27 protein-coding genes, 1 tRNA gene and 1 pseudogene are annotated in these 25,019 nt (G+C 43.4%); 13 read left to right on the top strand and 16 right to left on the bottom strand.

Features of this window, described 5'->3' with window-relative positions; genetic code table 11:
- The 3 genes from IM456_RS19350 to IM456_RS19340 all read right to left on the bottom strand — a co-directional run.
- Nucleotides 1-517 (bottom strand): RRXRR domain-containing protein (locus IM456_RS19350; RefSeq protein WP_287712796.1); only part of this gene is annotated, 517 nt, incomplete at its 3' end.
- Nucleotides 518-738: 221 nt separating this feature from the next.
- Complete coding sequence (gene ftsZ, locus IM456_RS19345) at nt 739-1,986, bottom strand: cell division protein FtsZ (protein WP_002756934.1); 1,248 nt, start codon at nt 1,984-1,986, stop codon at nt 739-741.
- 192 nt (nt 1,987-2,178) lie between these two features.
- Entirely contained in the window at nt 2,179-3,000 is an 822-nt protein-coding gene (locus tag IM456_RS19340; protein WP_149988644.1) for a cell division protein FtsQ/DivIB, read from the bottom strand.
- A 245-nt stretch (nt 3,001-3,245) separates the two neighbouring features.
- On the opposite strand from IM456_RS19340, the gene ctpC reads away from it, so the two are divergent.
- Nucleotides 3,246-4,538, top strand: coding sequence for a carboxyl-terminal processing protease CtpC (ctpC, locus tag IM456_RS19335; RefSeq protein WP_079208189.1), 1,293 nt, complete (start codon nt 3,246-3,248; stop codon nt 4,536-4,538).
- Here ctpC and IM456_RS19330 read toward each other — a convergent pair.
- Nucleotides 4,528-4,713 carry a hypothetical protein gene (locus IM456_RS19330; RefSeq protein WP_149988642.1) on the bottom strand — a complete coding sequence of 62 codons (186 nt, stop codon included), beginning with the start codon at nt 4,711-4,713 and terminating at the stop codon, nt 4,528-4,530. The genes ctpC and IM456_RS19330 overlap by 11 nt on opposite strands.
- A 268-nt stretch (nt 4,714-4,981) precedes the next feature.
- Between IM456_RS19330 and IM456_RS19325 the strand changes: the two genes are divergently transcribed.
- A tRNA-Gln gene (locus IM456_RS19325) sits at nt 4,982-5,054 on the top strand.
- A gap of 1 nt (nt 5,055) precedes the next feature.
- Here the strand turns inward: IM456_RS19325 and IM456_RS19320 are convergent.
- Together IM456_RS19320 and IM456_RS19315 are read right to left on the bottom strand one after the other, a co-directional pair.
- A complete protein-coding gene (locus IM456_RS19320) occupies nt 5,056-6,105 on the bottom strand; it encodes an AI-2E family transporter (RefSeq protein ID WP_287692999.1) in 1,050 nt (349 codons plus the stop codon).
- A gap of 21 nt (nt 6,106-6,126) precedes the next feature.
- Nucleotides 6,127-6,300: a hypothetical protein gene (locus IM456_RS19315; protein ID WP_287705265.1), complete on the bottom strand. Its 174-nt coding sequence runs from the start codon at nt 6,298-6,300 to the stop codon at nt 6,127-6,129.
- Nucleotides 6,301-6,991: 691 nt separating this feature from the next.
- Here IM456_RS19315 and IM456_RS19310 point away from each other — a divergent pair.
- Together IM456_RS19310 and IM456_RS19305 are read left to right on the top strand one after the other, a co-directional pair.
- The gene (locus tag IM456_RS19310; RefSeq protein ID WP_149986831.1) at nt 6,992-7,390 is read left to right on the top strand and encodes an FHA domain-containing protein; all 399 of its coding nucleotides are present in this window, start codon (nt 6,992-6,994) and stop codon (nt 7,388-7,390) included.
- A 154-nt stretch (nt 7,391-7,544) separates the two neighbouring features.
- A complete protein-coding gene (locus IM456_RS19305; protein WP_287693001.1) occupies nt 7,545-7,937 on the top strand; it encodes a DUF4278 domain-containing protein in 393 nt (130 codons plus the stop codon).
- A gap of 214 nt (nt 7,938-8,151) precedes the next feature.
- Here the strand turns inward: IM456_RS19305 and IM456_RS19300 are convergent, their stop codons facing one another.
- Both IM456_RS19300 and IM456_RS19295 read right to left on the bottom strand, forming a co-directional pair.
- Entirely contained in the window at nt 8,152-8,742 is a 591-nt protein-coding gene (locus tag IM456_RS19300; protein ID WP_287693002.1) for a DUF4276 family protein, read from the bottom strand.
- Entirely contained in the window at nt 8,742-9,926 is a 1,185-nt protein-coding gene (locus tag IM456_RS19295) for an AAA family ATPase (RefSeq protein ID WP_287693003.1), read from the bottom strand. The genes IM456_RS19300 and IM456_RS19295 overlap by 1 nt, the downstream gene beginning before the upstream one ends.
- Nucleotides 9,927-10,165: 239 nt before the next feature.
- On the opposite strand from IM456_RS19295, the gene IM456_RS19290 reads away from it, so the two are divergent.
- Nucleotides 10,166-11,302 (top strand): geranylgeranyl reductase family protein, encoded by a 1,137-nt coding sequence (locus IM456_RS19290; RefSeq protein ID WP_287693004.1) that lies wholly within the window; start codon nt 10,166-10,168, stop codon nt 11,300-11,302.
- On the opposite strand, the gene aroB is transcribed toward IM456_RS19290, so the two are convergent.
- Both aroB and IM456_RS19280 read right to left on the bottom strand, forming a co-directional pair.
- The gene (gene aroB / locus IM456_RS19285; RefSeq protein ID WP_287693005.1) at nt 11,279-12,379 is read right to left on the bottom strand and encodes a 3-dehydroquinate synthase; all 1,101 of its coding nucleotides are present in this window, start codon (nt 12,377-12,379) and stop codon (nt 11,279-11,281) included. The two genes, IM456_RS19290 and aroB, sit on opposite strands and share 24 nt — an antisense overlap.
- 185 nt (nt 12,380-12,564) lie before the next feature.
- Nucleotides 12,565-12,960 carry a hypothetical protein gene (locus IM456_RS19280; RefSeq protein WP_149986810.1) on the bottom strand — a complete coding sequence of 132 codons (396 nt, stop codon included), beginning with the start codon at nt 12,958-12,960 and terminating at the stop codon, nt 12,565-12,567.
- A 414-nt stretch (nt 12,961-13,374) separates the two neighbouring features.
- On the opposite strand from IM456_RS19280, the gene petN reads away from it, so the two are divergent.
- The 4 genes from petN to IM456_RS19260 all read left to right on the top strand — a co-directional run bounded on the left by petN (nt 13,375) and on the right by IM456_RS19260 (nt 16,496).
- Nucleotides 13,375-13,464 (top strand): cytochrome b6-f complex subunit PetN, encoded by a 90-nt coding sequence (gene petN, locus IM456_RS19275; RefSeq protein WP_012265708.1) that lies wholly within the window; start codon nt 13,375-13,377, stop codon nt 13,462-13,464.
- 16 nt (nt 13,465-13,480) lie between these two features.
- Complete coding sequence (locus IM456_RS19270; RefSeq protein ID WP_002736416.1) at nt 13,481-13,624, top strand: hypothetical protein; 144 nt, start codon at nt 13,481-13,483, stop codon at nt 13,622-13,624.
- 42 nt (nt 13,625-13,666) lie between these two features.
- Nucleotides 13,667-14,920, top strand: a complete 1,254-nt coding sequence (gene sbcD / locus IM456_RS19265; RefSeq protein WP_149986811.1) for an exonuclease subunit SbcD — start codon at nt 13,667-13,669, stop codon at nt 14,918-14,920.
- Between the two features lie 130 nt (nt 14,921-15,050).
- Entirely contained in the window at nt 15,051-16,496 is a 1,446-nt protein-coding gene (locus IM456_RS19260) for a serine/threonine-protein kinase (protein WP_149986812.1), read from the top strand.
- 6 nt (nt 16,497-16,502) lie between these two features.
- On the opposite strand, the gene IM456_RS19255 is transcribed toward IM456_RS19260, so the two are convergent.
- From IM456_RS19255 to IM456_RS19235, 5 genes are all read right to left on the bottom strand, one after another.
- The gene (locus IM456_RS19255) at nt 16,503-16,955 is read right to left on the bottom strand and encodes an ATP-binding protein (RefSeq protein ID WP_149986813.1); all 453 of its coding nucleotides are present in this window, start codon (nt 16,953-16,955) and stop codon (nt 16,503-16,505) included.
- Nucleotides 16,942-17,937, bottom strand: coding sequence for an anti-sigma factor antagonist (locus IM456_RS19250; RefSeq protein WP_149986814.1), 996 nt, complete (start codon nt 17,935-17,937; stop codon nt 16,942-16,944). Before IM456_RS19250 ends, IM456_RS19255 begins: the two co-directional genes overlap by 14 nt.
- A 114-nt stretch (nt 17,938-18,051) precedes the next feature.
- Nucleotides 18,052-18,702, bottom strand: coding sequence for a DUF3318 domain-containing protein (locus IM456_RS19245; RefSeq protein ID WP_149986815.1), 651 nt, complete (start codon nt 18,700-18,702; stop codon nt 18,052-18,054).
- Nucleotides 18,703-19,000: 298 nt separating this feature from the next.
- The gene (locus tag IM456_RS19240; protein WP_149986816.1) at nt 19,001-19,630 is read right to left on the bottom strand and encodes a ribonuclease D; all 630 of its coding nucleotides are present in this window, start codon (nt 19,628-19,630) and stop codon (nt 19,001-19,003) included.
- A 477-nt stretch (nt 19,631-20,107) separates the two neighbouring features.
- Nucleotides 20,108-21,097 (bottom strand): CAP domain-containing protein, encoded by a 990-nt coding sequence (locus IM456_RS19235; RefSeq protein WP_149986817.1) that lies wholly within the window; start codon nt 21,095-21,097, stop codon nt 20,108-20,110.
- Nucleotides 21,098-21,188: 91 nt separating this feature from the next.
- Here IM456_RS19235 and IM456_RS19230 point away from each other — a divergent pair.
- Nucleotides 21,189-21,305, top strand: a pseudogene (locus IM456_RS19230) (helix-turn-helix domain-containing protein); the annotation flags it as partial.
- A 268-nt stretch (nt 21,306-21,573) separates the two neighbouring features.
- On the top strand, nt 21,574-21,960 hold the full coding sequence (locus IM456_RS19225; RefSeq protein WP_149986818.1) for a hypothetical protein: 387 nt from the start codon (nt 21,574-21,576) through the stop codon (nt 21,958-21,960).
- A gap of 91 nt (nt 21,961-22,051) precedes the next feature.
- Here IM456_RS19225 and IM456_RS19220 read toward each other — a convergent pair whose 3' ends face one another.
- A complete protein-coding gene (locus IM456_RS19220) occupies nt 22,052-22,810 on the bottom strand; it encodes a GAF domain-containing protein (protein ID WP_149986819.1) in 759 nt (252 codons plus the stop codon).
- A 234-nt stretch (nt 22,811-23,044) separates the two neighbouring features.
- Here IM456_RS19220 and lnt point away from each other — a divergent pair, with 234 nt between their 5' ends.
- Together lnt and IM456_RS19210 are read left to right on the top strand one after the other, a co-directional pair.
- Entirely contained in the window at nt 23,045-24,571 is a 1,527-nt protein-coding gene (lnt, locus tag IM456_RS19215) for an apolipoprotein N-acyltransferase (protein ID WP_149986820.1), read from the top strand.
- Between the two features lie 60 nt (nt 24,572-24,631).
- Nucleotides 24,632-24,874 carry a DUF8620 family protein gene (locus IM456_RS19210; protein ID WP_149986821.1) on the top strand — a complete coding sequence of 81 codons (243 nt, stop codon included), beginning with the start codon at nt 24,632-24,634 and terminating at the stop codon, nt 24,872-24,874.
- The last annotated feature ends 145 nt before the right edge of the window (nt 24,875-25,019 follow it).

The following is a 25,019-nucleotide window of genomic DNA, read 5'->3' as shown; positions in this document are numbered from 1 at the left end:
TTAAATCAACATCGGCTTTGATGTACTCAAAGTAAATATCGGTAATTGGATAGATTTTGGTTAGTTCGGAAACGACTCGAAGTTCAAGTTGACGATTAGCTCTGATTGAGGGAGCTAATTTTCCTTGTTTTCTATTTGAAAATCGTTTTTGTCGATGCGCTCTTAGATTAAAAGAAAGTTGGCGGTTAATCCGTCTTTCTCTACGTCCTCTTCGCATTAAGCGCCGATTGTCCATGCGCTCTCTTACTCGCTTAAAAGGAAGTTCTAAGTGAGCCTTCCAAAGAGTAAAAAGAGAGGATTGAACGCCAATTCCAGAGAATAATTTACCCGGGTCAATACCAATGGCAATCGGTTGGGTTTTGTTATCGGAAGGTTCATCGGTTAGCTGGACATAGAAAATACCTAAGTCGTTGAATTTACCGATAGCTTTTCCTTCCCTAATCCACCGTCTAGCCCGACTGGGTTTGGTGGGCATTAACGGTTTTCCGTCTTTTGAGATAACAGGAACTCTTGCCATGGAGATAATCCTTAAGAGTAAAGTTAAAGTCCCTTCCCGCAACACAATCAAGATGTCTTGTCTAACAACGCCTTACCAATAAAGCTTAGAGGGAATCCGAACTAGGGAAGTATTCGGAGGTCTGGGCCAGATTGTGTCTCGATGCGGTAGTCTCTACTTGCGTCGCCTAAATTGGTCTAGGTAAGCCCCGTCCCTTTTAGGGTGGGGTTAGTGACAGGCGGTTAGCGATCAAAAGGACGACGACGTTGCAGAAATTCGGGGATATCTAATCCCGCCGGTTTTGGTGGTTCGGGAGTCGGGGCCGGACTGGGTGCGGGGGCATTGATCACCACCTTGCTACTGGTGGGACGAGAGGGGGAATCGCCGGAAAAACCGGTGGCAATGACGGTAATTCTGACTTCTCCCTGCATTTTCTCGTCAATTACTGCCCCGAAGATGATATTAGCGTTGGGATCCACCACTTCATAGATAATTTCGGCGGCGGCATTGACTTCGTGTAGGGTTAGATCTTGACCGCCGGTGATGTTAAAGACTACGCCTTTCGCACCTTCGATCGAGGATTCCAGTAACGGCGAGGAAATAGCAGCGATCGCTCCTTCCTTCGCCCGAGATTTTCCGGAACCGATGCCGATGCCCATTAGGGCCGAACCCGCATCGGCCATCACTGCCCGCACATCGGCGAAATCCACATTCACCAGACCGGGGATAGTGATAATGTCCGAGATCCCCTGTACCCCTTGTCGCAGCACATCATCAGCGACGCGAAAAGCCTCCTGTAGGGGAGTGTCGGCGGGTATTACCTGTAATAACTGGTTATTGGGGATAATAATCAGGGTATCGACCCGACTTTGTAAACCACCCACCCCTTCATCGGCCTGATTAGTGCGACGACGACCCTCGAAGGTAAAGGGACGAGTCACAACTCCCACGGTCAAACAGCCGATTTCTTTGGCAATTTCGGCCACAATTGGAGCAGCCCCCGTTCCCGTACCGCCGCCCATGCCGGCGGTAATAAAGACTAGATCGGTTCCTTCCAATGCTTGGGCGATTTCATCCCGAGATTCTTCCGCCGCTTTCTGTCCGATCGCCGGATTGCCACCTGCCCCTAGGCCGCGGGTTAATTTTGTCCCGATTTGTAACCTCTGGGGGGCGGAGGAGTGGGCCAGGGCCTGGGCATCGGTGTTAATTGCCCAAAATTCGATTCCGGTCACGCCACTGGCGATCATGCGGTTAACGGCGTTACAGCCCCCACCGCCGACCCCGATCACCTTGATCTTGGCGACATTGCTTGGCACGATGCGATTACTACGACTTTCTTCTCGGGGTGTCATCTGTGATTCATGGGGGCGAGTAAATAATACTCCAGCATTATTCTGAGAGTAATGATTATCTTCGCTCATAGCTGAACTGGCATAATCGTTACTGTTCAGATTGGGATAGGTGGGAACGATTTCATTAATCGATGTCATTGGAATTGGAACACTCTTAGTACAAGATTCTGTTATTGATTTGATGAATTAGAGATGCAATGTTAACACTATCACTAATATTATGTCGGTTCCAGTATCTACATTATCAGTTTCTGGTTCAGAAAATCATAATTTGGGGTTTTTGGCAATACACAAGGGGAATAATTGCAGTTATTTACTGATCAATTCCAGTTAATCCCTACCAGTTGCCGTTACTTTGGCAACGATAGGGGCTGGCTGCGGTTTTAATTGTACAGTGGGAGCATCGGGATTGCTGAGGTCAATGTAGAGAATTCGCGCTAGAGGTATCTTGGATGACAATTGCCGCGATTGTACGAGAGCGGTTAATTTTTCGGGCAATCTATCTTTATAAAAACCTAAATAGACCTGTCCCAGTTCAGTTTTTAGTACAAGATTACTAGGATTGCGCCAATCGATGGCGGTAACTTGAATCGATAAGTTATCAACTAAGGGATAAATTTTTTGCCACTGTTGTTGATATTGTCGGTCGTAACCAAGCACTTCTAGGCTAGGTAATTGGGTTTTGGGCAGAGTTCGACCATAATAGTTTTGAGGAATTATCGTTCCGGAGGCATCTAAAAAACCTTGCTGTTGATGAGAACGCCAACGGGCAACAGGTTTTCTTTCTTGAATAGAAACAATCACTTTCGGGGGTAATAATTGCCGCTCGATCTTAACGTCGGCAATAGCGGGAATAGCCGCTAATTTTTCTCGCAATTGATGGGTAGGTAATTCCCAGAGAGACAGAGGATAGCTTAATTTTAGCCAAGCACGAATCGACTCGGGCGACATTAATTCCGTGCCTGCGATTTCCACCTGTCCGGCCTTGGTAATTGTCCAATAGGGTGAAGTCATCCCCCAAGCTAATCCCGTCGCTAAACCACTAACCACCAGAAAGCGACCCAAGGCTTGCCACACCTTCGATCGCCTTTGGTGGCGCAGGTTTTGTCGTTTTTGTTCTAGGGAGAGGGAAGAAAGGATTTGATCACTCATAGGGAAAATCCAGGACAGTTTTGCTGTTATCTTAGGTCGCAAGGTGGGCTGCTGGCAACTCGATCGCTACTCAAATAACCAGTTTGACAAAGAAAGAGATAATAAATGTTATAACAGTAGTAGTCTACAGGCGTTCTTTTGTCTGTCTCCAGGAAACCTAAACGCTCCTTTTTGCCAAGATATTTCGACGGTCAGCCAGAAAGAGCGTTCTGGCAAGAACAGCCTAATTTATCCGAAAATTACCTATGGTTATCAACAAACGCGGACTTGTTCTCGGTGCTACAGCAGTGGTCCTGTCTACCGTCGCCGTCACGGGGGCGGGATTCCGTCTCTCCCAAAGTCAAGCTTTTTTTCAGGAAAGTCCCAAGGAAACCGTTGATGAGGTTTGGCAGATCATCAACCGCACTTATTTAGATGGCACTTTTAATCAATCGGACTGGAACGCCATCCGCAATCAGTATTTAAATCGTTCCTACAAAAATCAAGAGGAAGCATACACCGCTATCCGCGAGATGTTGAAAACTCTCAATGATCCCTATACCCGTTTTATGGATCCCAAAGAGTTTAACAATATGAAGATCGATACATCGGGAGAATTGACCGGGGTAGGGATTCAACTGACCAAAGATGAGAAAACCAAGCAGTTAGTCGTGGTTTCACCCATTGAAGATACTCCCGCTTCTAAAGCTGGTGTGCTGCCTAAAGATGTGATTATTTCTATCGATGGTAAATCTACCGAAGGCATGGAACTGGAGCAAGCGGTGAGCATGATCCGCGGCAAAGTGGGGACAAGCGTTAAGATCACGATTCAACGGGGTGAGGAGAAGAAAGAATTGACTCTTACCCGGGCCAAAATTGAAATTCACCCGGTGCGCGCCCACACGGAAAACACCCCGATCGGTAAAATCGGTTATATCCGTCTTAATCAATTTAGCGCCCAAGCTAGTGGCGATATGAGTCAAGCGATTCGCGAATTGGAAACCGAAGAGGTGAAAGGTTATATTCTCGATCTGCGTTCTAACCCCGGCGGTTTACTCTACGCCAGCATCGAAATCGCTCGGATGTGGATACCTGATGGTTTAATTGTCTCTACGGTCGATCGCAAAGGGGTGACGGAACGTCAACGGGCCAATAATCAAGCTTTGACTAATAAACCGCTGGTTGTCCTCGTCGATGGTGGTTCCGCCAGTGCCAGTGAAATTCTCTCCGGGGCTTTACAGGATCATGATCGGGCGGTTATTGTCGGTACGAAAACCTTTGGTAAGGGATTAGTGCAATCGGTACGCAGTCTCAGTGACGGTTCGGGATTAGCGGTGACAATTGCCAAGTATCTCACCCCCAGCGGACGCGACATCAATAAAGATGGTATTCATCCCGATGTGGAGTCGGAACTGAGCGAGGAAGATCGCAAAAATCTTCAACAGGAACGGGATCGGGTGGGAACCTTCCAGGATCCTCAATTCAAGAAGGGTTTTGAAATCTTGGAAAAAGAAATCACTGAAGGCAAGAAAACACCCACCAATACTGCTAAACAATAGGTTGACATTTGCCCGCTCGAATTAAACCCACCCGACTGGCGATCGCGTCTCCCCGCTCGGCAAAGGGACCCCAGTATTGACCATTGACTGGGGTTTTTCCATTTTCTAGGGCTATAATCTGACAAATTCCCGTATTTTCCTGGACAATGTACCAGTTTTGTGCGGTATTATCCATAGATTTTTCTCCTTATACCCCAAACCCTAGGGTTGATTCATAGTAGGGTTGATTCATGAATCAACCCTACCCCACACCCCAAACCCCACACCCCAAACCCCACACCCCACACCCCACACCCCACACCCTACACCCCACACCCCAAACCCCACACCCCACACCCTGCCCCCACGAAAAACTTTTTGCCGCAATCCCGAAGTAAAAAATTTTTAGAAACTTCTTGACAAAACCAGGGAGATAAATGCTAATATTAAAAAGGTCTGTCCAATGGGGATTAGCCAAGCGGTAAGGCAGCGGGTTTTGGTCCCGCCATTTCCTAGGTTCGAATCCTAGATCCCCAGTTTAAGATTTTTTATTCCCAGTCCGCCAATGATTGAGAATATCCTCGATCAAAGCTTCCTTTAGCCAAATACGACCGATAAGCGCCAGGGGAACCGCCAGAAATAGCCCTAAAAAGCCAAAAATCGAGGCGAAAAACAACTGGGCCAACAGAGTAAAAGCGGGTAAGAGCCTGAGCGACCGCACTGTTAAAATGGGCAGCGGTGAATGACGGTCGAAATATTGAATTAACAGATAAATACTGCTGTAGAGTAGTAAAACCGCCCAGGGTTGCCAGGGAGCTTCCAGAAGGGCGATAGAAAAGGGTAAAATCGTGCTTAAAACCGGCCCGAGGTTGGGGATAAAGGTGAGAAATCCTGCGAGAATAGATTGGGAAAAAGCGAGGGGAATGCCGATCAGGGATAGACCCAGGCAACTGCACAAGGTCATAATCAACATATGACAGAAAATCCCTTTCAGCCAAGCTTTTAAATCTAGATCGCATTGTTCTAGGATCGATCGTACCCGAGAACGGTAGAAAGCGGGAAATAAACGCAGAAAACAACGGTGGTAAGCGGCAGGATCGGCGAGAATCATCAAGCTCAGGGCAACAATTAGCAGTAAGCTGAGGATAATGCCGAAAGTACCGTAAAAAATGATCAAACCCCGGCCAGCAATTTGGTTAATCAGGGGTTGTAATTGAGCGAGCAGAGTTTTAAAGTCCGGTAAGACACTGGCCAGACTAGGATCGAGATAATCCTCAAGACTATGGACTTGTCCCCAGAGTCTTTCTATAGCTTGGGGCAATAAACTAAATAATTGGCGAAATTGTTGGACTAAAGCGGGTATAATCCCCACAAAAATACCGATAATACCAATAAAGAAGCCAAAAAGAGTGATAATTAGGGCGTAGGAACGCTTGAGGTGATGACGCTGCCACCAAGTCACAGCCAAATTTAAAATCTGAGCCAGAAGAATCGCCATCAATAATAATAAGAGAATCTGTCGAATTTGCCAGAGAATCAACAGACAAAAGACTAACAGAACTAAACCGAGGCTGCTGCCAAAAGTCATGATGAGTAAGGAGAAAAATTCCTAATCAGTTATTGTCCGTCTCCAGAGGGCAAAAACCGTGAGCAGAAAAGGAGTAAAAACCAGAATTAAAGTGTTAAGAGGACTGGGAGCGAGCGATAATAAAGGGGCAAGATATTTAATTCCCAGGGAAATTAAAGCCGATATCAAGATTATTTTTATAATAAAGCCGCTCATAGATCAATGTTTAGGTGACACAAGCACTATCTTATCCCTGAAGAGGGTAAAAATTGGTGAAAATGTGGAAATCATCCCCCATCGGTTTTATTAATACTATAACTAACTCCCTACTGGCTGCTCCCCACTTTGCCAGATCGTTTAAACAGGATTGAGTCTCAGTGGTGGGTGGCAGTGAAAAGAAAATAAGTAGGGAGGCACAATTATTTGTAGGATGGGTTAGCGGTAGCGTAACATGAGCGGGCGTTGGGTTTCATGCTTCAACCCAACCTACGTTCATCTTATATTTAATTCCACCCACCTACTTAAGCGATGGTTAATCTATTGGAAAAAATTAGCAGCAACAATAACTAGATATTTTGGTTGATTGATGGTGATGAACCAAAAAGATGGCGTTTTTTTGGCTATTTTCTTCATAAATTCACTTGCCCAAGTTAAAAAAAGATATAAAACGGCAAGAATTGAGCTTGCTGACAATAATAACATTTTTCAGGAATGTGGTCGAAGTGGCTAGATTTTCTGGGCGAGGTCGGTTCAGAGGGAACGGGAAAGTATGAGACAATAGAAGGGGCTTAGTCAATTGACTAGAGATATTCATTGCTAGGATTTAAGACTTGGGGGCAAGGATGAATCTCGATGGCCAACAAGATTTACCCTGTCCACCGCCGCTGTCGTGCCGTCAACAATCACCGTGATCACTTTAACTCTTTTACACCCCAGTCAACCCACGCCCCTACAACATTGGCAATTTGACAACGATCAATCAACCATTCTTATCGGCAGGGCGCTGGATAATCATGTAGTTCTCTATAGTGCTGTGGTTTCGAGGCGGCACTTAGAAATCCACCGTAATGATAGCAATGATTGGGAATTGGAAAATTTAGGGGCAAATGGGACGTTTCTCAATGGCAAACCGCTCGAGAAAACCGCCGTCGTCGATGGTATGGTGGTTCGTTTAGCCACCTCTGGCCCGCAAATTCAAATTCGTCTCATCGATGAGGACGAGCAACCAAAATTAATCCTCAAACCCCTAGAGGCTCCTTTGGCGGGCGACCAAATCCACCCAGAAAAGGATACTATGGCCAACTAGAAAATATTAAATTTTTATAAAGTTTTTTCAATTTCCCTAGCAAAATGTAAAAATAGATACAGAATAAGAAATAAAATCTTCTAACTTGTTGTCCCTAAATAGAGACAACAAGAGAGATTGAAGTCACTTTAAAGCATTGCAGGGAGTCAGTGATATGATGTTAGCCTATCGAGGAGTTAAGTACGAAAGGGATTCTCTCCCCTTGGAGATGAAGACCGGAGATATCGGCGGTAAATACCGAGGTCAAGACTGGAATCACCATTATCCTCGCCATATGCTCCAATTAGAACCGAAACTGCATCGTCAGTATCGTGGAGTTGCCTACAGCACCCGTCCTCATCTTGCTGGGCAAGTCACCCCAAACACTTGTCCGTTGCCCGTTGTCAAACCCCCTGTTGTTGTCCAAGAGGAAACCCTTTCTAGCATCCATCTGAACAATATTCGTCGTCGTCTGGAACGTCGTTTACAAATCGCTCAAGAGAATGGTGACGAAACCCTCGTTAATCTCTTGAAAAAAGAATCCCAAGACTTAGCCTTAAACTGCTAGATTAGCGGTTTTTCCCCACTTTCCCCTCGGTTCTGCCGGGGGGAATGTTTTTGGGCGCAAAAATGCCCAAATCTTCCCCTCGCTCACTCCCAGGGCCGGCACTTTTTGATTTTAAAAAAGCCTCAAGATATTATCCAACAAGATTTTTAGATTTTTTCAGCCAACCCTAGTTAGGAGCTTACAAGCTTTTAATTATATTAGGTCGAGGTCTATTTTAGTTCGGGTTCGGATTGGGGCGTTGTATCATTTCCACAACATTTTTGATACCTTGGATAAAAGTTTGAAAACTACGGGATTTATTTTCAGTTAGGGAAAGATGGGGGGCAATCTGTTTAGACTGGGTTCCTGCATAATACTCTTTCACTAGCTTTTTTAATTCTTGTTTGGCCGAGTTAAGCAGGTCCGGTTCTCTGTATTTACTTTTATTTTGTTTTTGTCCGAGACTATTTAAATTATACGCCTTGGCCACCGCTGCTAAATCTCCCAGAAACCAAGATTCTAATTCATGGCAAATAATCCGAATTAAGACTTGAGCATCACTGGCATTTTGACAAATTTCCCCTAGGTCTTTTTTGAGTTTTTGACAGTCGTGGGAATCCTGAACGTGAACAATAATAAATTTGGTATTGGGACTAGATTTATTGAAAGCTTTGAGTTTTATAGGAATAGATTTTGCTAGGTCTTGTTTGCCTTGATGACTAATACATATATAGCTGATTTCTGGGGGAATAAGTTTAGGCAAAAGTTCTTCTAACACATTTTTTATAGATGACTCTTCTAGCAAAAATACGATATCATAGTTCATTAGGGTTCTACTCCTTCAAACCAGCCTTGATTCCAAAGATAGCCGGGTAAATCGCCTGCCGCTACTAAGTTTTTGAGGATTTCGCTATCGGCAGCCCTATGGATTTGGGTGATACCTTGGCATTTAATTAGCCAGAAAATACTAGCTAGTGGAACCGCATTGAGAAAATCGGGGGAGTGGCTAGAAACAAATACCTGACCCCCCTGATCGCTATAGTGGGCGAATTCTTCGGCTAGTTCTTTTAATAAAGTAGGATAAAGTTGGTTTTCTGGTTCTTCGACACAGAGTAGGGGATGAGGATTGGGATCGAATAGTAATATTAAATAAGCGAACATTTTCATAGTCCCGTCAGAAACATAGCGATCAATAAAAGGGTCTTTAAAGGCCTGATCTTGAAAACGTAAAATCAAGCGACCGTCTTCGGTTTCTTTGGCTTCCACAGAGGAAATACCCGGAACTCGTTGTTTCATTTTTTCGAGAATTTGCTGAAAAATTTTGGGATATTGTTGATAAATATATTGAGCAACTGTAGCTATATTGTCGCCAGTAGGGGATAAGTGTTCAGCATAAGATATTTCTTTACTTCCTCTAGCTTCGCTAATATGAAAGTCAGAAACGTGCCAATTTTCAATCAGAGAACGAAAGGCTGTAGCGGCTTTAAAACGTTGAAATTGTCCTAATCCTTTGATTGCTAGTATATCGTTAGATTCTAGCTGTTGTTCTTCTCGATCGAGTTCTTTATCCGGTTTACTAAAATCTTCTTCGTTGGTGATAGCATATCCTTGACCAAGTTGAAAATCTAAAAAATGAAAAGGTTTACCGTGTTCACCCCGTTTATAGCGAAGTATTTCGCGTTTGATAACAGGGCGATTTTTGTTTTGTCCAATTATGATTTGATAAGTAACCAGACGTTCTGTATCTAAGATTTTCATGCGAAATTGCATCTCGATTTCAATATCTTCCTGTTCTTGACCTCTAGTGATAATTTCTCTATAACCGCCGCGAATTTGTAAAGCTTGGCGAATGTTGTTTTTGAGGGCATCTCGCAGAAAACCAAAAATATCAAATAGAGTAGATTTTCCCGTGCCGTTAGCTCCAATAATCACACAAAAAGGGGGAATATTTCTTATGTGTATATTTTTAAACATACGATAGTTTTTTATTTTAATAGAAACAATTTTCATGATATAATCGAGCCGTTATAGTTTTTTTGATTATACGATTGATCATGTGAAGATTGATCAATTAGTCAAAAAAGCCAGAGATTAGGTTCTCTTGGACATGGGGGGATAAATCAACTAGAAACTAGAGAGGCAAGCTCAACAATGACAGAATCCCGTCTGAGCGTCACCAGACTCGACACAAGTTGGACAAAATAGCGTAAATTGTCTATAAATTTGTTCAACGACTTAAATTAGTACAAATGTTTGACTGTATTATCATCGGTGCGGGACCAGCAGGAGCGACGGCGGGTTATCATCTAGCTAAAAAGGGACGATCGATCCTGATCCTCGATAAAGCGAAATTACCCCGTTATAAACCCTGTGGTGGTGGGGTATCCCCAGCAATTAAGCAGTGGTTTGATTTTGATTTTACCCCCGTGATCGAGAATACCGTCACGCAAGTGGAGTTTACTTGGAAACAGGGGGATGCCGTCACCACTAAGTTAAATATGCTAGAACCGATGTGGATGGTACAAAGGGATCATTTCGATGATTTTTTAGGTCAACAGGCGATCGCAGTCGGGGCAACCATCCAAGATAACAGCGAAGTTACCCAGATCAAATTCGTCCAAGATCACTGGCAAGTTACCACATCCCAAGGAACATTTTCAGGTAAATATCTGATTGCTGCCGATGGTGTTAAGGGTAATACCAGTCGCTGGTTGGGATTACCGGCGAAAAACGAAGCGATCGGGGCTACTCTGGAAATTACTAACGCAGAAGCGACTATTCCACCCCAAAAAGCTTTTTTTGATTTTGGTTCCCTAAAAAATGGTTATATCTGGGCTTTTCCCAAGTCTAATGGTTACACAATTAGCGGTGCTTGTTTTAAGGGCAGCATCAAATCCGAGGAGCTAAAAAAACAACTGTTAAATTATGCCCGTCAAAAGGGCTGGAATTTAGAGGATTATCGCTATAGTGAGTATGCTTTAGCCCTTTGGAACGGAAATCAACCGCTACACGCCCAAAATGCCCTAATTACAGGAGAAGCGGCGGGTATTCTCGATCCTCTCATCGGTGAGGGTATCCGTCCGGCAATTTTGACGGGAGTTAAGGCAGCCGAGGCGATTGATCGAGCTTTAGCCGGAGATAATCAGGCTTTAGCGGGCTATAGTCGGATAATTCGGGAAGAATGGGGGGAAGATATGGCTTTAGCGGCCAAATTAGCCGGTTTATTCTATCAATTTACCCAAATCGCCTACAATATCGCCGTTAAACGCCCGATCGCCGGTCAACTGATGGGACGTATTCTCGTGGGAGATTTAAAATACCGGGATGTTACGGAACAAGCGATGCAACAATTGAAAAAGCTTTTACTGCCCGGATTCGGTTGGTGATAACACCTCGCGCACCAGGGTGGGGGTGACTCGATCGCTAATGGTGACTTGGCCGATCGCCGTTGGTAAAATAAATCTAACTTGGCCATCTTTAACCTTTTTATCGGCAGTGAGAGCATTTACCATCTCATCGGCATTTAAAGGCGGAATATGGGTTTCTAAGGCGGCTTTTTCGATTAGATCGGTTTGACGTTGATTTTCCCCGGCGGTCCACATTCCCAGTTTAACAGCGATCGCTCCTGCCGCCACCATCCCCAGGGCCACCGCTTCCCCGTGGTTAACGCTAGTATATCCCGTTAAACTTTCAATGCCGTGGGCGATCGTGTGACCATAGTTTAAGATCGCCCGCAAACCCGCTTCTTTTTCGTCTTTGCTTACCACATCTGCTTTAGCTTGGCAAGACTTTGTAATAATTGTTTGCAATAGCTCGCCATCGATCTGAGAAAAACTGGCTAAGTTGTCCGAGTCTTCTAACTGTTGAAATAACTCAGCATCCCAAATTACACCGTATTTAATCACTTCTGCCATTCCTGCCCGAAATTCTCGCACGGGTAGAGTTTTAAGCACCCTAGGATCGATCAGAACTAATTTCGGTTGATAAAACGCCCCGATCAGATTTTTGCCCTGGGGATGATTAACACCAGTTTTACCCCCGATGGAAGCATCTACCATGGCTAACAGGGTGGTGGGAACCTGGACAAAATTAACGCCCCGTAACCATGTGGCTGCCGCAAATCCCGTCATATCCCCGATTACACCACCACCGAGGGCAACCATAGTCGAGGAACGTTCCAGCCGGTGAGCGAGGGCGCTATCATAAACTTGGGCGATCGAATCGAGGGTTTTATAATTTTCGCCGGCGGGGATCAGATGAGTAAAAACGGCAAATCCCGCTTTTTCTAGGGAATTAACGGCTTTATGTCCGTAATAGTCAAAAATTTCGGGATTAGAAACCAATAAAACCTTTTTACCTAAGCTTAACCGGCTCATTTCTCCACCGAGATTAGCTAAACTGCCCTTCTCGATCAGAATATTATAGGAGCGATCGGGTAAATTAACGGGAATACAAATAGCCATAGGGTGTGGGGTGATGTTTCAGTGATCAGTGATCAGTAAACAGTAAACAGTAATCAGTAAACAGTGATCAGTAAACAGTGAAAAGACAGTGGGAAACTGCCATTTAATGCTGCTCACTTAATACATACTGCTCACTGAAAACTTAAATCTGATGACTGATAACTGATAACTGATAACTGAGTCGGTTATTGGCGCAGCTTAGTCAACTCTAACAGCAGACGAGAGGATAAAAAACAGATAAAGCTCTCTCCCAGAAAGAGACTTAATTGCCCACTGTCAGCGATCAAGTCTGTGGATAATTGTAGGGGAACTAGGCCGCGGACTAGGGCAAAAGCTGCTACTGTACCATCTTTGAGATGGGGATTATCATCGTTACGGACGACATAACGATAGGTGACACCGAAGAGAAATCCGCTAATTATCGCCCCGGATATCTTGACAAAAGTGCCAATTACTGTGAGCGATTCCCCTAACAATAGTCGATCAACAATTAAAAATAGCAGATAGGGAACCAGGAAAGCCAGAGCCGAGATACTCCCCACCTGTATGGATTCGATTCTTTCCTTGAGCGTAATTTGCACGATCGCCTCTCTAAAACGGAGTCACTGATGAAGTATTATCGAAAATTTGGGTTGAAAACCTCGCCCTTTAGGGCGACTTTATGTTAGCATTAAATTGAGTCGTTGACTTTGGGAACGCAGGAAACAAGCGACACTCCGTAATCCCTAAATCTCTAACCATCACTGGTACAAAAGCTTTCATCGTAAGTCCACATGGTAAGAGCGAAAAACAATTAAATACTGTGGGACACACAGAAATTTACGCTTGGGGAGTAGTCTTTAAGAGTGCTTACCTTGTAGGTGTAGTCGGACTAGACATGAAACTGTAAGACCAAAATTAGCTTTGCTAGTAGCGGCAAGATTCAGCCCAAGAATCTCCGCACTTTTAGGGCGGAGAGTGTCAACTCCTAAGTATTTCGTTTAACAAAGGCAATTATGGATATTTTGACACTTGGTTGGGTTAGCATTCTCGCCCTGTTCACTTGGTCGATCGCCATGGTGGTTTGGGGTCGTAACGGTTTCTAGGTAATCTATAGATACCATGGAAACATCCTTGATTCTCAACACTCTCTTTCTAGTCGCCTTAATTCTCCTCGTTATCGTTAGTGGGGGCATTCTCTACCTGACGACTACAGAATGGCGTGATCGCCGTCGTCAAGATGGCGATAAAAAATTAGGAAAATAATCCTGAACAGGTGTACTTAATTACGCCTGTTTTTCCTTTACTATGATTAAAATACTGCACTTATCGGATATTCACATGGGGAGCGGTTTTTCCCATGGACGTTTAAATCCAAAAACGGGATTAAACACGCGTTTAGAGGATTTTATGGGCAGTTTAAGCCTCTGTATCGATCGGGCTATTGCCTCCCCTGTGGATCTAGTGCTTTTTGGGGGAGATGCCTTTCCCGATGCCACTCCCCCTCCTTTTGTCCACGAAGCTTTTGCCAGTCAATTCCGTCGTCTTGCCGATGCTAATATCCCGACGGTGTTATTAGTGGGTAATCACGATCAACATTCTCAGGGTAATGGCGGTGTCAGTCTCTCCATCTATCGTACCCTAGCGGTGCCGGGGTTTATTGTTGGCGATCGCCTGACCACCCATCGCATCACCACCCGCAATGGCGATATCCAAGTCATTACTTTACCTTGGTTAACCCGGGCCACTCTCTTAACCCGTCCCGAAACCGAGGGTTTATCCTTGAGTGGGGTAAATGAATTGTTAATTAACCGTTTGGAACCGGTTTTAGAAGGAGAAATTCGCCAATTAGATACAAGTTTACCAACAGTTTTATTAGCCCATTTAATGGCCGATCGAGCTAGTTTAGGAGCAGAAAGATTTTTAGCGGTTGGTAAAGGTTTTACCGTACCTTTATCGCTGCTAAATCGTCCACAATTCGAGTACGTTGCCCTCGGTCATGTTCACAAACATCAAAATCTTAATCCTAGCAATGATCCGCCCATTGTCTATCCGGGCAGCATCGATCGAGTGGATTTTAGCGAGGAAAAAGAAGATAAGGGCTATGTTTTAATAGAAGTGGCTAAAGGAGAGGTTAAATGGGAATTTTGTCCTTTACCCGTGCGTCCTTTCCGTTCGATCGAAGTGGATGTTTCTGAGGCAGAAAACCCCCAAAAAGAATTGCTGAAAGCTCTCAAAAAACACGATATTCAGGAAGCAGTTATCCGCTTAGTTTATAAAATTCGCAGTGAACAATTAGAACTAATCAACACCAATCAGCTTGACGAAGCGTTAAAAACTGCCCATAGTTATAGTATTCGGGCGGAGTTAATTAGTCAATTAACCCGTCCCCGTTTACCGGAATTAGGGGTGGGTAATCAATTAGATCCGATGGAAGCGTTAAAAGCTTATATCGATAATAAGACAGATTTGCGCGATATTGTCGATGATATGTTAGAGGCAGCCCAGCTTTTATTAAATCAACAGCCAGAAATTTGGCTAGAGGAAGAAACCTCGATTTAGCTATCAGTTATCAGTTATAAGTTATCAGTTATCAGTTGTCGGTTATCAGTTATCAGTTCACTGATTACTGTTTACTGTTTACTGATCACTGATAACTGAAACATCTTCCCTATCCCTGTTTAAACAAGCCATGAGTTTATGTCTTAATCCCGATTGTCTATATAACAATGATCCTACAGATAAATTCTGTCAAAAATGTCGCTTTCAATTATTACTAAAAGATCGTTATCGTGCTATAAAATTAATTGGTCAAGGAGGTTTCGGTAAAACTTTTCAAGCAATTGATGAGGATAAACCTTCTAAACCTTATTGTGTGATTAAACAATTTTTTCCTAGCACTCAAGGCAGTAATGCTCTCAAGAAAGCGGCGGAATTATTTAAAGAAGAAGCGATTAGTTTAGATAATCTCGGTCAACACCCACAAATTCCCTCCCTCTATGCCTATTTTACCAGCAATGATGGGCGACAATATCTTGTGCAAGAATATATTGAGGGAGAAAATCTAGAACAAGAATTACAAAGCGAGGGAGTTTTCAATGAGGAAAAGATCAAACATCTTTTATTAGAAATTTTGCCAATTCTTGATTTTATCCATGCTAAAAGAGTCATTCATCGGGATATTAAACCAGCTAATATAATTAGGAGACGCAGCGATAATAAAATAATTTTAGTTGATTTCGGGGCCTCTAAATTTATCACTATTGCTAATCTTTCCCTGACAGGAACAGTGATCGGTTCGGCGGGATATATCGCCCCAGAACAAAGCAATGGCAAAGCGATTAATAGCAGTGATTTATATAGTTTGGGAGTCACTTGTATCTATTTATTAACGGGAATATCTCCCTTTGAATTATTCGATGTGAGTGAACATGAATGGGTATGGAGACAGCACCTGATTAATAATCCTGTTAGTGTTGAATTAGGTAAAATTTTAGATAAATTAATTGAATTTGGCACCAAAAAACGTTATCAATCAGCCAGGGAAGTCCTGCAAGAGTTAGCAGTAAAATTAGCCTTCGTGATTCCGCCAAAACCCCGATCACAGAATACAATTCAAGAAACGGTTTTGCCAGTTTTTCCAGCCGCCACCAGGGAGGAAATTAACCTCAAAAGTGCCAAGGAAATTGATTACACTAACCTACGGGATTTCTTAGCGCAAGAAAAATGGCAAGAAGCAGATCAAGAAACGGCTAATCTCTTCTTAAAAGTTGCCGATCGAACTAAAGAAAAATATCTTAAGATAGAAGACATAGATAACTTTCCCTGTGAAGATTTAGCCACTATCAATCAACTCTGGTTAAAATATAGTCAGGGAAAATTCGGTATATCTGTTCAGAAAAGAATCTATGAAAGTTTGGGAGGAAGCAGCAATTATGATCAACAAAAATGGAACGCTTTTGGAACAAAAGTCGGTTGGCGAGTTAATAACAAGTGGTTATACTACGATCAAATTACTTTCTCTCTCAAAGCACCCTGGGGACATCTCCCCACCCTTGTGTGGGGTGTGGGGGGTGGGATAATTCTTTTTTCTCGTCTGGAAACCTGTGCCATGGACGTAGTTTCTAACAGGGGATAAATTGACTTAAAAACTTTTCTGGAGAATTAAACAATTTCTCCCTTCGGCAGTGCGGATATATTGTAAAGTATCAGTAAGAGAACGCATAAAAATTAATCCTCGATCGCTTTCCATTTCCAAAGGTGCGAGGGGACGTTGTTGTAGAGAATCAAGTTTTGCTTGCAGATCAAAAGATTGACCGTGATCCCATATTCTTATTTCTAGAGAATGGGACTTTAAAGTTAATTCTAGATCGATCGGTGTGGTCGGTGGTAAATGTTGGTGAGCGTAACGGACAGCATTAGTAAATCCTTCTGCTAAAGCCACCTTACACTGCCAAAGCACCGAGTCAGGTAGAAAAGAGCGGCCGTGGGATTCAAACCATTGTAGGACTGGGATTAAAGCTGCCAATTCCGTCTGGACTTGTAGATGGAATTGGAGGGGGGAAGAAGGGGAATTTAAGACTTCAGAAGGCACCACTGTTTTTTTGAAAGAGAATCAAAATTGTTTTAAAAATCAGTTGTAGATCGTAGCCTAAACTCCAATTTTCTTGATAGCGCAAATCTAGTTGAATTACCTCTTCAAAATTACTCACCCGAGAGCGACCATTCACCTGCCATTCTCCCGTCATACCCGGTTTTACATCTAAACGTTGCCATTGGGGAACATCGTAGCGTTCCACCTCATCGGGTGTGGGGGGACGAGTGCCGACAAGACTCATTTCACCGGTGATCACATTCCAAAACTGGGGCAATTCGTCTAAACTGGTGCGACGTAAAAATTTTCCTACCCGGGTAATCCGGGGATCATTTTTATTCTTAAAAAAAGCTCCCTGCGCTTGATTGGGGATTTTATCCTTGAGTGCTTCTGCATCCACACACATGGAACGAAACTTGAGAATTTTAAATTCCTTTCCCAACCAACCGCAGCGGGTTTGACTGAAAAAAATTGGCCCTGGACTGTCTAACTTAATAGCGATAGCAATGGGGACAAAAATAACCCCCGTGATTAATAAACCCACGATCCCACCAACAATGTCAAGACCGCGCTTTAACCAACTGCGAATCGAGGGATGGGTTTCCGGTAGATGGTTTTCAGTGGGAGTAAAGCAGTTTTCTTGGGGTGCTAGGGGGGAGGTTTGGAAAGTGAATAATTGATCTAGTCCCGTAATCGACAAAACCCCCATCACTGGGGGATGGACGTTAGCCAGCACTAACTCGATATTTTCTGCCCTGGCCGCTTTGAGATTATGGACTAAAGCACCCACACCACTACTATCCATAAATTGAGTGGCATTCAGATCAAGAATGACTTTTTCGGGAGTGGGTGTTTGGGCGATGAGATGGTGAAACAGATCCTTGAACTGTACTGCTTCCAAGACAGTCAAGCGATCCGGCATCCGCAAAACCGGATACTCCATCGGAATGATCAGAAAACGTGTTTCAGGAATTTGGGAAGTCATCGACACAAAGAGGTGGTTTGATAGATGAACAAGGCCTGATGACCCACTTAAATGTTTACTACACTTTTCCCCAAATACCAATGGGTAATGTCACAGATTATCTGTAATTATCGGCTAACGAATCTCACCTAGGGGCGGACGGCCTTGGGTTTGGGATTTCGCTTTCGCCGCACTCTTCCTTAGGGCATCTAAACGGGTCTCATAACGCTTACGCAGACGACGGTTAGGTGTTTGTTCGATTAGGGTTTTAAAGGCACTGCCTAGGCTCTTGTAGGCGTTGGGGAGAGAATAACCGAAACGGGTGGCTAGGGCGATCGCTTTTTCATCGGCTTCGATCGCTTCTTTGAGAATTTTATCGCCATTATTTTTGCGCCAGAGACGATAACCGGAAATCCCACATAATCCCATAGCCAAAAGCAATAATAACCCGTCCTGTACCCATAATTCCCCCACTGCACCACCTAAGCCAATAGCGAGGGCGGCCATTTCCCAGCCTTCCCGGGGAATACTATCATTTTGAATCCTGGCGACTTCATGCCAAAAGAGCAAATTACGCTGATCGATGGCTAAATTTTCCCATTTGGCTAAATCTATCTGAATTTCTACCTCATCTCTGCCAATTTCTTCACAACGGATCAGGGGGGGATTAACCTCTGTGGAACCTTCTACCGTTACCCAACTTTGTAATTCTGGAGGTAGTAGGGTTTTTAGGCGCCGAAGTTCGCTCATTTCGGCTCGTGCAGAGGAGGCCGCATAAGATGTCATAGATTTTTTACCTATTCTCTACCAATGACGATGATTTCTATTTTCGATCATAGCGGTCTTTTTTGTGATCTTGGCAGCTTTTGGCCCTAGAGAGCATTTTCAGTGATCAGTAAACAGTGATGGAAGTGGGAAGTGGGGAAGTGGGGAAGTGGGGGAGTGGGGAAGTGGGAAGTGGGGAAGTGGGGAAGTGGGAAGAAACAATCCATAACTGGGTTTTTAAAGTTCGATTGGGAGTCAATCATACTATTAAAAACGGATTGGGTATTATTGGCAAAATATAGACTGTAACTTTTGCTGACTAATGCTCAAATATATCTTTGTATTGCTGTAAATCTAAAGCGGTGAAGATGGGGATACAACTAAAGCATTTTTGGGCTAATTCCCATCTTTCTTCTCTTTGCAGCATCACAACTAATTTATCTCGCACTGACAGTAAATAGCGCACATCGTTAGCAGCATAACTCAGTTGTTGTGGGGTGAGATTAGCGGCATTTCCCCAATCAGAACTCTGAGCGGTTTTGTCTAATTCTATGCCTTCCAATTCCTGCACGAGACTTTTTAAACCGTGACTGCTGGTATAAGTCCGAGCCAGTTTACTGGCGATTTTGGTACAGAAAATCGGTTTAGTGGCAATGCCGAAAGTATGGGATAATTGAGCCACATCAAAACGGGCGAAATGAAAGACTTTTTCTATCCGCTCATCTTCCATGACCTTTTTGAGATTAGGAGCCTCTGTTTGCCCCCTAAAAACCCGAATGGCAGTGACAAAACCACTGGGATCACAGAGTTGAATTAAACACAGTCGATCGCGCCCCGGTATTAATCCCATAGTTTCTGTATCTACAGCGATCGAATTAACCCCTAGATAACGGGATAATAGGTCATCGCTTAAATCTCGATCGCACACTTGAAAATTGTCTAAGTTCATATAGTTAGAAGATAGGAGAGCTTTTTTCAGTTATCAGTTATCAGTTATCAGTTATCAGTAAACAGTTATCAGTAAACAGTCAGCAATTCTCAGTTTTAGACACAGCAAGCCTTTTAGGGATTTAAAGAACATTTTAAAGGGGGATTTTTGGCGCAACTTTGGGTGTACTATCACGTCACAAGCCTGAAGACTTGTGAAATGAAATTCGCCACCCCATTGAATTTTACCCCGTATTATGCGAACTAACTCCCAAAAGCCTTGCTACAGGGCAAATTTAGAATTGCTGGTAAACAGTGATCAGTAAACAGTAAACAGTGATCAGTAAACAGTAAAAAGACAGCACTGTTAATGCCATTTAATACTCCTTACTTAAGACTGTCCGCTGAAAACTAAAATCTGATCACTGATAACTGATAACTGAAAAGGCTGATAGTTAAAAACTGATAATTAAATTTAAATATCATCATGGTCATTTTGTCAACGCTTTTTAACAAAAAGTTGTGTAAAATAATATTCACCAGCATTATTTTTAGCGATACCGATACCGGTGAGATTATAATCACCAACCATATTTTTTTGATGGCCGGGGCTATTAATCCAACCCTTGACGGCAACGCTAACGGGGTCAGGATATCCCTTCATAAAAGCCAAATTTTCGCCCATTTTTTCTAAAGGAATTTTCCTTTGTACTGCCTTGACTCTTCCCTCAAAACCATCATGACTAAAAGGAGCCTGTTTATTGGCCATTTTTTGACTAAATAAGCGAGCTTCATGACTAATACGAGCATCGAGACGTAGGGGCGGTAAATTTTGAGAAATTCGGTAGCGATTAACTTGATAATTAGTGTTTTCTTCGAGGGTAATTAAAAAAGATTGATTCTGGATAGGATCGTAGCTAAGGGAATTAGTAGAAACAGGAGCGGATTGACGTTTTAGAAATATTTGAGTAAAGTACAATTTTCCTTGATTATCCGTCGCTACTCCAATCCCAGTACTATCAAAATCTCCCTCCATATTTTCCCGATGACCTTGACTTTTAATCCAGCCATCCACAGCAATCATTACCGGGTCATCATAACCTTGATTAACTGCCACATTTTCCCCCACCGCTTCATAGGGAACCGAAACACCAATAGTTTGCGCTCTTTTGTCAAAATCTTGATGACTAAAAGGAACTAAACCCGCGGCCATACGTTGGCTATGTAATCTTGCCTGTTGCGAAATTGCTCGATTTAACAGTAGGGGAGATAAATTACGAGATTGACGATAGCGATTGACCTGTTGATAGATTTTATTCTCTAAAACAAGTAAAGTTGCCGCATCTAAAGGAGAGGGAGAAGGAGCGGGAGAGAAAGATGGCACGAGTTCCGTAAAAGAGCTATAGTTTAAGGCACTACAGGCCATTAAACTTGTCGATACAAGCATCAAAATTCCTAACCGATAAGGTTTCTTAAAAAAACTTTTCATCAAAAAAATTGGGTCTGAAACCCCGCCGTTCTAGGTTGGATTTACTGTTAAATACTAGCGCATTTACAGGATATATGCCAGAACGTCAGGTATGGGGAAAGCCGATCGCTACCGATTTTACCCAACACCAGAACAAGAGTCGCTATTGCGGCGCACCTTGGCCGGTGTAAGATTAGTTGACAATAAAGCTCTCCATGTCAGAACACAGAGAAATCACAGCGAAGGGGTTTTAGTTGAATTTCCCCATTTCCCCATTTTCCCAGTCCTGGTGGCGACCTGATGACCAGAGGGAGCAAATCTGTGAAGGCAGCTGCGAAACTAGGCAAAGGACCCCAAACAGAAACCCAAATCGTCAGGTTTGGAAATCACCGTCCGGCCCTGGCGGTGAGGATGTCAACTTTTTGGTGCAAGGGTCAAGACTTGTTAAGATTGATCAAGCCGTTCGCTCAAATTTACCACTTCTGTGGCTCTCATTTATGGTAATCGACTTTCTGCCCTTCACTATCAATATTTCCCCGGCCTTTATTGCCGGTAGCTGTCTCTGGTCTTTAGCATTGTATCTGGGGTTAGCTGGGGTGCGAAATTGGTTTATAGAAATTTTCTATCGCTGGTTTAATTTTGCCGAGCGTTTCCTCTATACTTCCCCAGAGGAGTTTGAAAAAACTCGCATCGCCAGAGAATCCCAAAATGCTTTTTATGCCTCTATCTTTAGTATTATTCCCTTTCTCATTCTCGGCGGGTTCTCCGATTGGTTAATCGAGATTAGTTTAGGAAAAAGTTGGCCGATTAGTGTCGGTATTCTCGCCTGTGTTGCCTGTGGTGTCTATGAATTAGGACGGCAGGACGGCAGCGGTAATCAGTAAACAACGGTCAATTAAGCTGTTAACTATCTCAATTACTTCTTAGGACTGCACAGGGGTGGCAGGTTAATAGGTTTTAACCCTTGACTAGCGCTCAATCTTTTCCTTCCAGACGATTTTTATGTTTATTAAGGGTCTTTTGTAGTAAATTCAAAACCTCATTAGCAATCTCAATAACTTGATGGGTTCCAAAACCGGCCTGAGTTAATTCTTTAAAAAAAGCCTTAGCGACAATTTTGGCTAATTTTGGGGGATAAGGATGGACAGCGATCGAATGTCCGCACTGAATTTCTGCTATTTCCCTAGTCACTGCCATAGCCACAAAACGAGATTTTAACATCCCTTGCAAATGAAAAATTTGCAGGGATTGGGCAGCCTGTTGAGCGAATAACTGCAAGATTTCTAAATCTAATGTTTCAAAATGTTTTTTGTCTAGGGGAAAACTGAGATTAATTACTCCGATTACCTGCTCGTTTAGGATAATCGGTACGGATATAAAACTATTATTATTTGATTTTTTGGGATAACGGGCTGCACTGGAAAATGGCGATCGAGTGATATCCTTAATTAGTAAAGGTTTCCCTGTGGCCGCTACAGTGTCGGCAATAACTTGATCGAGTTTAATTATTTCTTGATCAGCCAAAGGTGATAGATCATCATAATCGGCAAAAACTTCTAGATAATCGGTAATTTCCCCTTTTAATTCCTGTGGAGAGCTTAACATGATTGAACAGTGCCGCGCTCGCAATTGATGAGCGCTCATACTAGCTATTTTCCGAAAAATATCTTCGAGATTTTCCTCGACATTCAAGACAAGAGCCAGAGTAGTCAATTTGGGGTTAAAATTATTCATGTATTCAATCACTTATTCAGTCCGAGTTTAGGCTTTCAGGGTGAGGGTGACATTCCCCATCTCCCTGTTTGTCTGAGTCTATAGCTTGCCATAGCATCTGATCGAGGGGCTTTTTTACTCGCTAACTGATCTATTGTAGATGTAGCCAAAACTTCTGTGTCTCTTGTTTTTTGTCTTCCCTCTAGCTACTCTGATCTAGTAGGTCAGAGGAGTTTAACCTGACTGGAGTGAAAGATGGTGCGTTTTCTCTGGGCAATTTTGGCCGGTGTGGGGATGGGGTTAACAGTAGCGCCGGTTTCTTGGTGGTTACTCGCATGGATTTCTCTAGTCCCCCTGTGGATTGTTGTGAGATTAGCGGAAAAATCCCTAAAAAAACCGCTTTTATACGGTTTTGGCTGGGGTTTTGCCTACCATGGTCTGGCTTTATTCTGGATCACGGGAATTCACCCGATGACGTGGATGGGTGTCCCCTGGTTAGCGAGTTTGTCAATTGCCCTGTTTTGTTGGTTGTTTATTACTTTTTGGGGAACGGCGATCGTGCTAACTTGGACGTTAGTCATGTTTTATGTCAACAAAAGTGTTAATCAGTCATCTTTTCGGGATGCCCTCCTACGGGTTTTCATCGGTACTGCCCTCTGGTGTGGGTTAGAATCTCTCTGGAGTCAATCCCCTCTCTGGTGGACTACCCTTGCTTATAGTCAAAGTCCCCATAATTTATTGATTCTGCAATTGGGCAAATTATCGGGTTTTACGACGGTAACGGCGGCAATTGTGGCAATTAACGGTTTAATCGCCGAAATCTTTCTCCTAATCCGTCAATCGCGGCAAAATCTCGCTTTTCTCTCCTTACCCCTCCTCATTTGTTTGAGCCTCCATCTCTGGGGATGGAATACATACCATAAACCGATCGAAAAGTCAAGGGATTTAGGGATAAAAATTGGCGTCATTCAGGGCAATATTGCCAACACGATTAAACTTTCGCCCCGGGGATTTCAAAAGGCGCTCGAAGGTTACACCTCTGGTTATCAAATTCTCGCTGATCGAGGAGTAGATGCCGTCTTAACTCCTGAAACGGCCTTACCCTACTATTGGGAGAACTTAGTCAATAATAGCTCGATTTATTCGGCAATTTTAGCCAAAAAAACGCCGATCTGGTTAGGTGCATTTGGCAAGGTGGACAAGGGTTATAACAATAGTCTCTTGACCATTGATGGCGAGGGACAGGTGATTAGTCGGTATGATAAAGTAATTCTCGTGCCTTTAGGCGAATACGTTCCTTTTCAGGAAATTTTGGGCGGAATTGTTGATCGCCTTTCTCCCTTGCAAGCGCATTTAATCCCGGGAAATCCTGATCAAATTATTGACAGTCCTTTCGGTCAAATAATTGTGGGCATTTGTTACGAGTCGGCTTTTTCCGAACATTTTCGCCGTCAAACTGCTAGGGGAGGCGAATTTATTATTACTGCTTCTAATAACGCCCATTATAGCCACGCCATGCCCGCTCAACACCATGCTCAGGATACCATGCGAGCGATCGAAACCGATCGATGGATGGCCCGGGCCACCAATACAGGTTATTCTGCTTTTGTCGATCCCCACGGTAATCACCTTTGGCTATCGGATTTAGATAAATATCAAATCCATAGCGAAACAATTTATCGACGGGATACGAGAACTTTATATGTGCGCTGGGGAGATTGGTTAACTAAAGTTTTAATTATTACTGCCGGACTAGCTTGGCTTTGGAGAGCTTGGGATTAAGGTGACAGTGGTATAATTTTTCGTAAATAAACTGTATAAATAACCTAAGTTTTTGCTGCAATGAAAGAGCAATTTGTCAAGTGGTTGAATAGAATCTTAATATTTGATGTGTTTTTAGTGATAGCGGGCTTTCTCTGGTTTGCCGTGGCTGTTATTGGTGAATCCACGGGAATTCCCCTAGGATTTAAACTTTTTCAGCGTCTTTGGCTGCCCTTATTCAATCCTGCTATTAGTATTTTAATTGCGGGGGCGATTTTCAGCTGGGCGATTAATAAAATTCAAGAACGCTGGTCCCCTAAATAGGGTTTGCTGAATAAATCTAAAAACCTTGTTGGATAAGACTTTTGGACTTTTTTCCCCTCAAAAAGTGCCAGCCATTGCGGGGATCGGGGGAAAATTCAGGTACTTTTTCCCTGAAAATTAGGTAGTTGACCACCTCAAAACTGGT

It is taken from the genome of Microcystis sp. M079S1 (assembly GCF_020246425.1).
In the GTDB taxonomy this organism is placed as follows: Bacteria; Cyanobacteriota; Cyanobacteriia; order Cyanobacteriales; family Microcystaceae; genus Microcystis; species Microcystis aeruginosa.
Note: the sequence above shows the minus strand (reverse complement) of the source record. Positions and strands in the feature narration are given on the sequence as shown.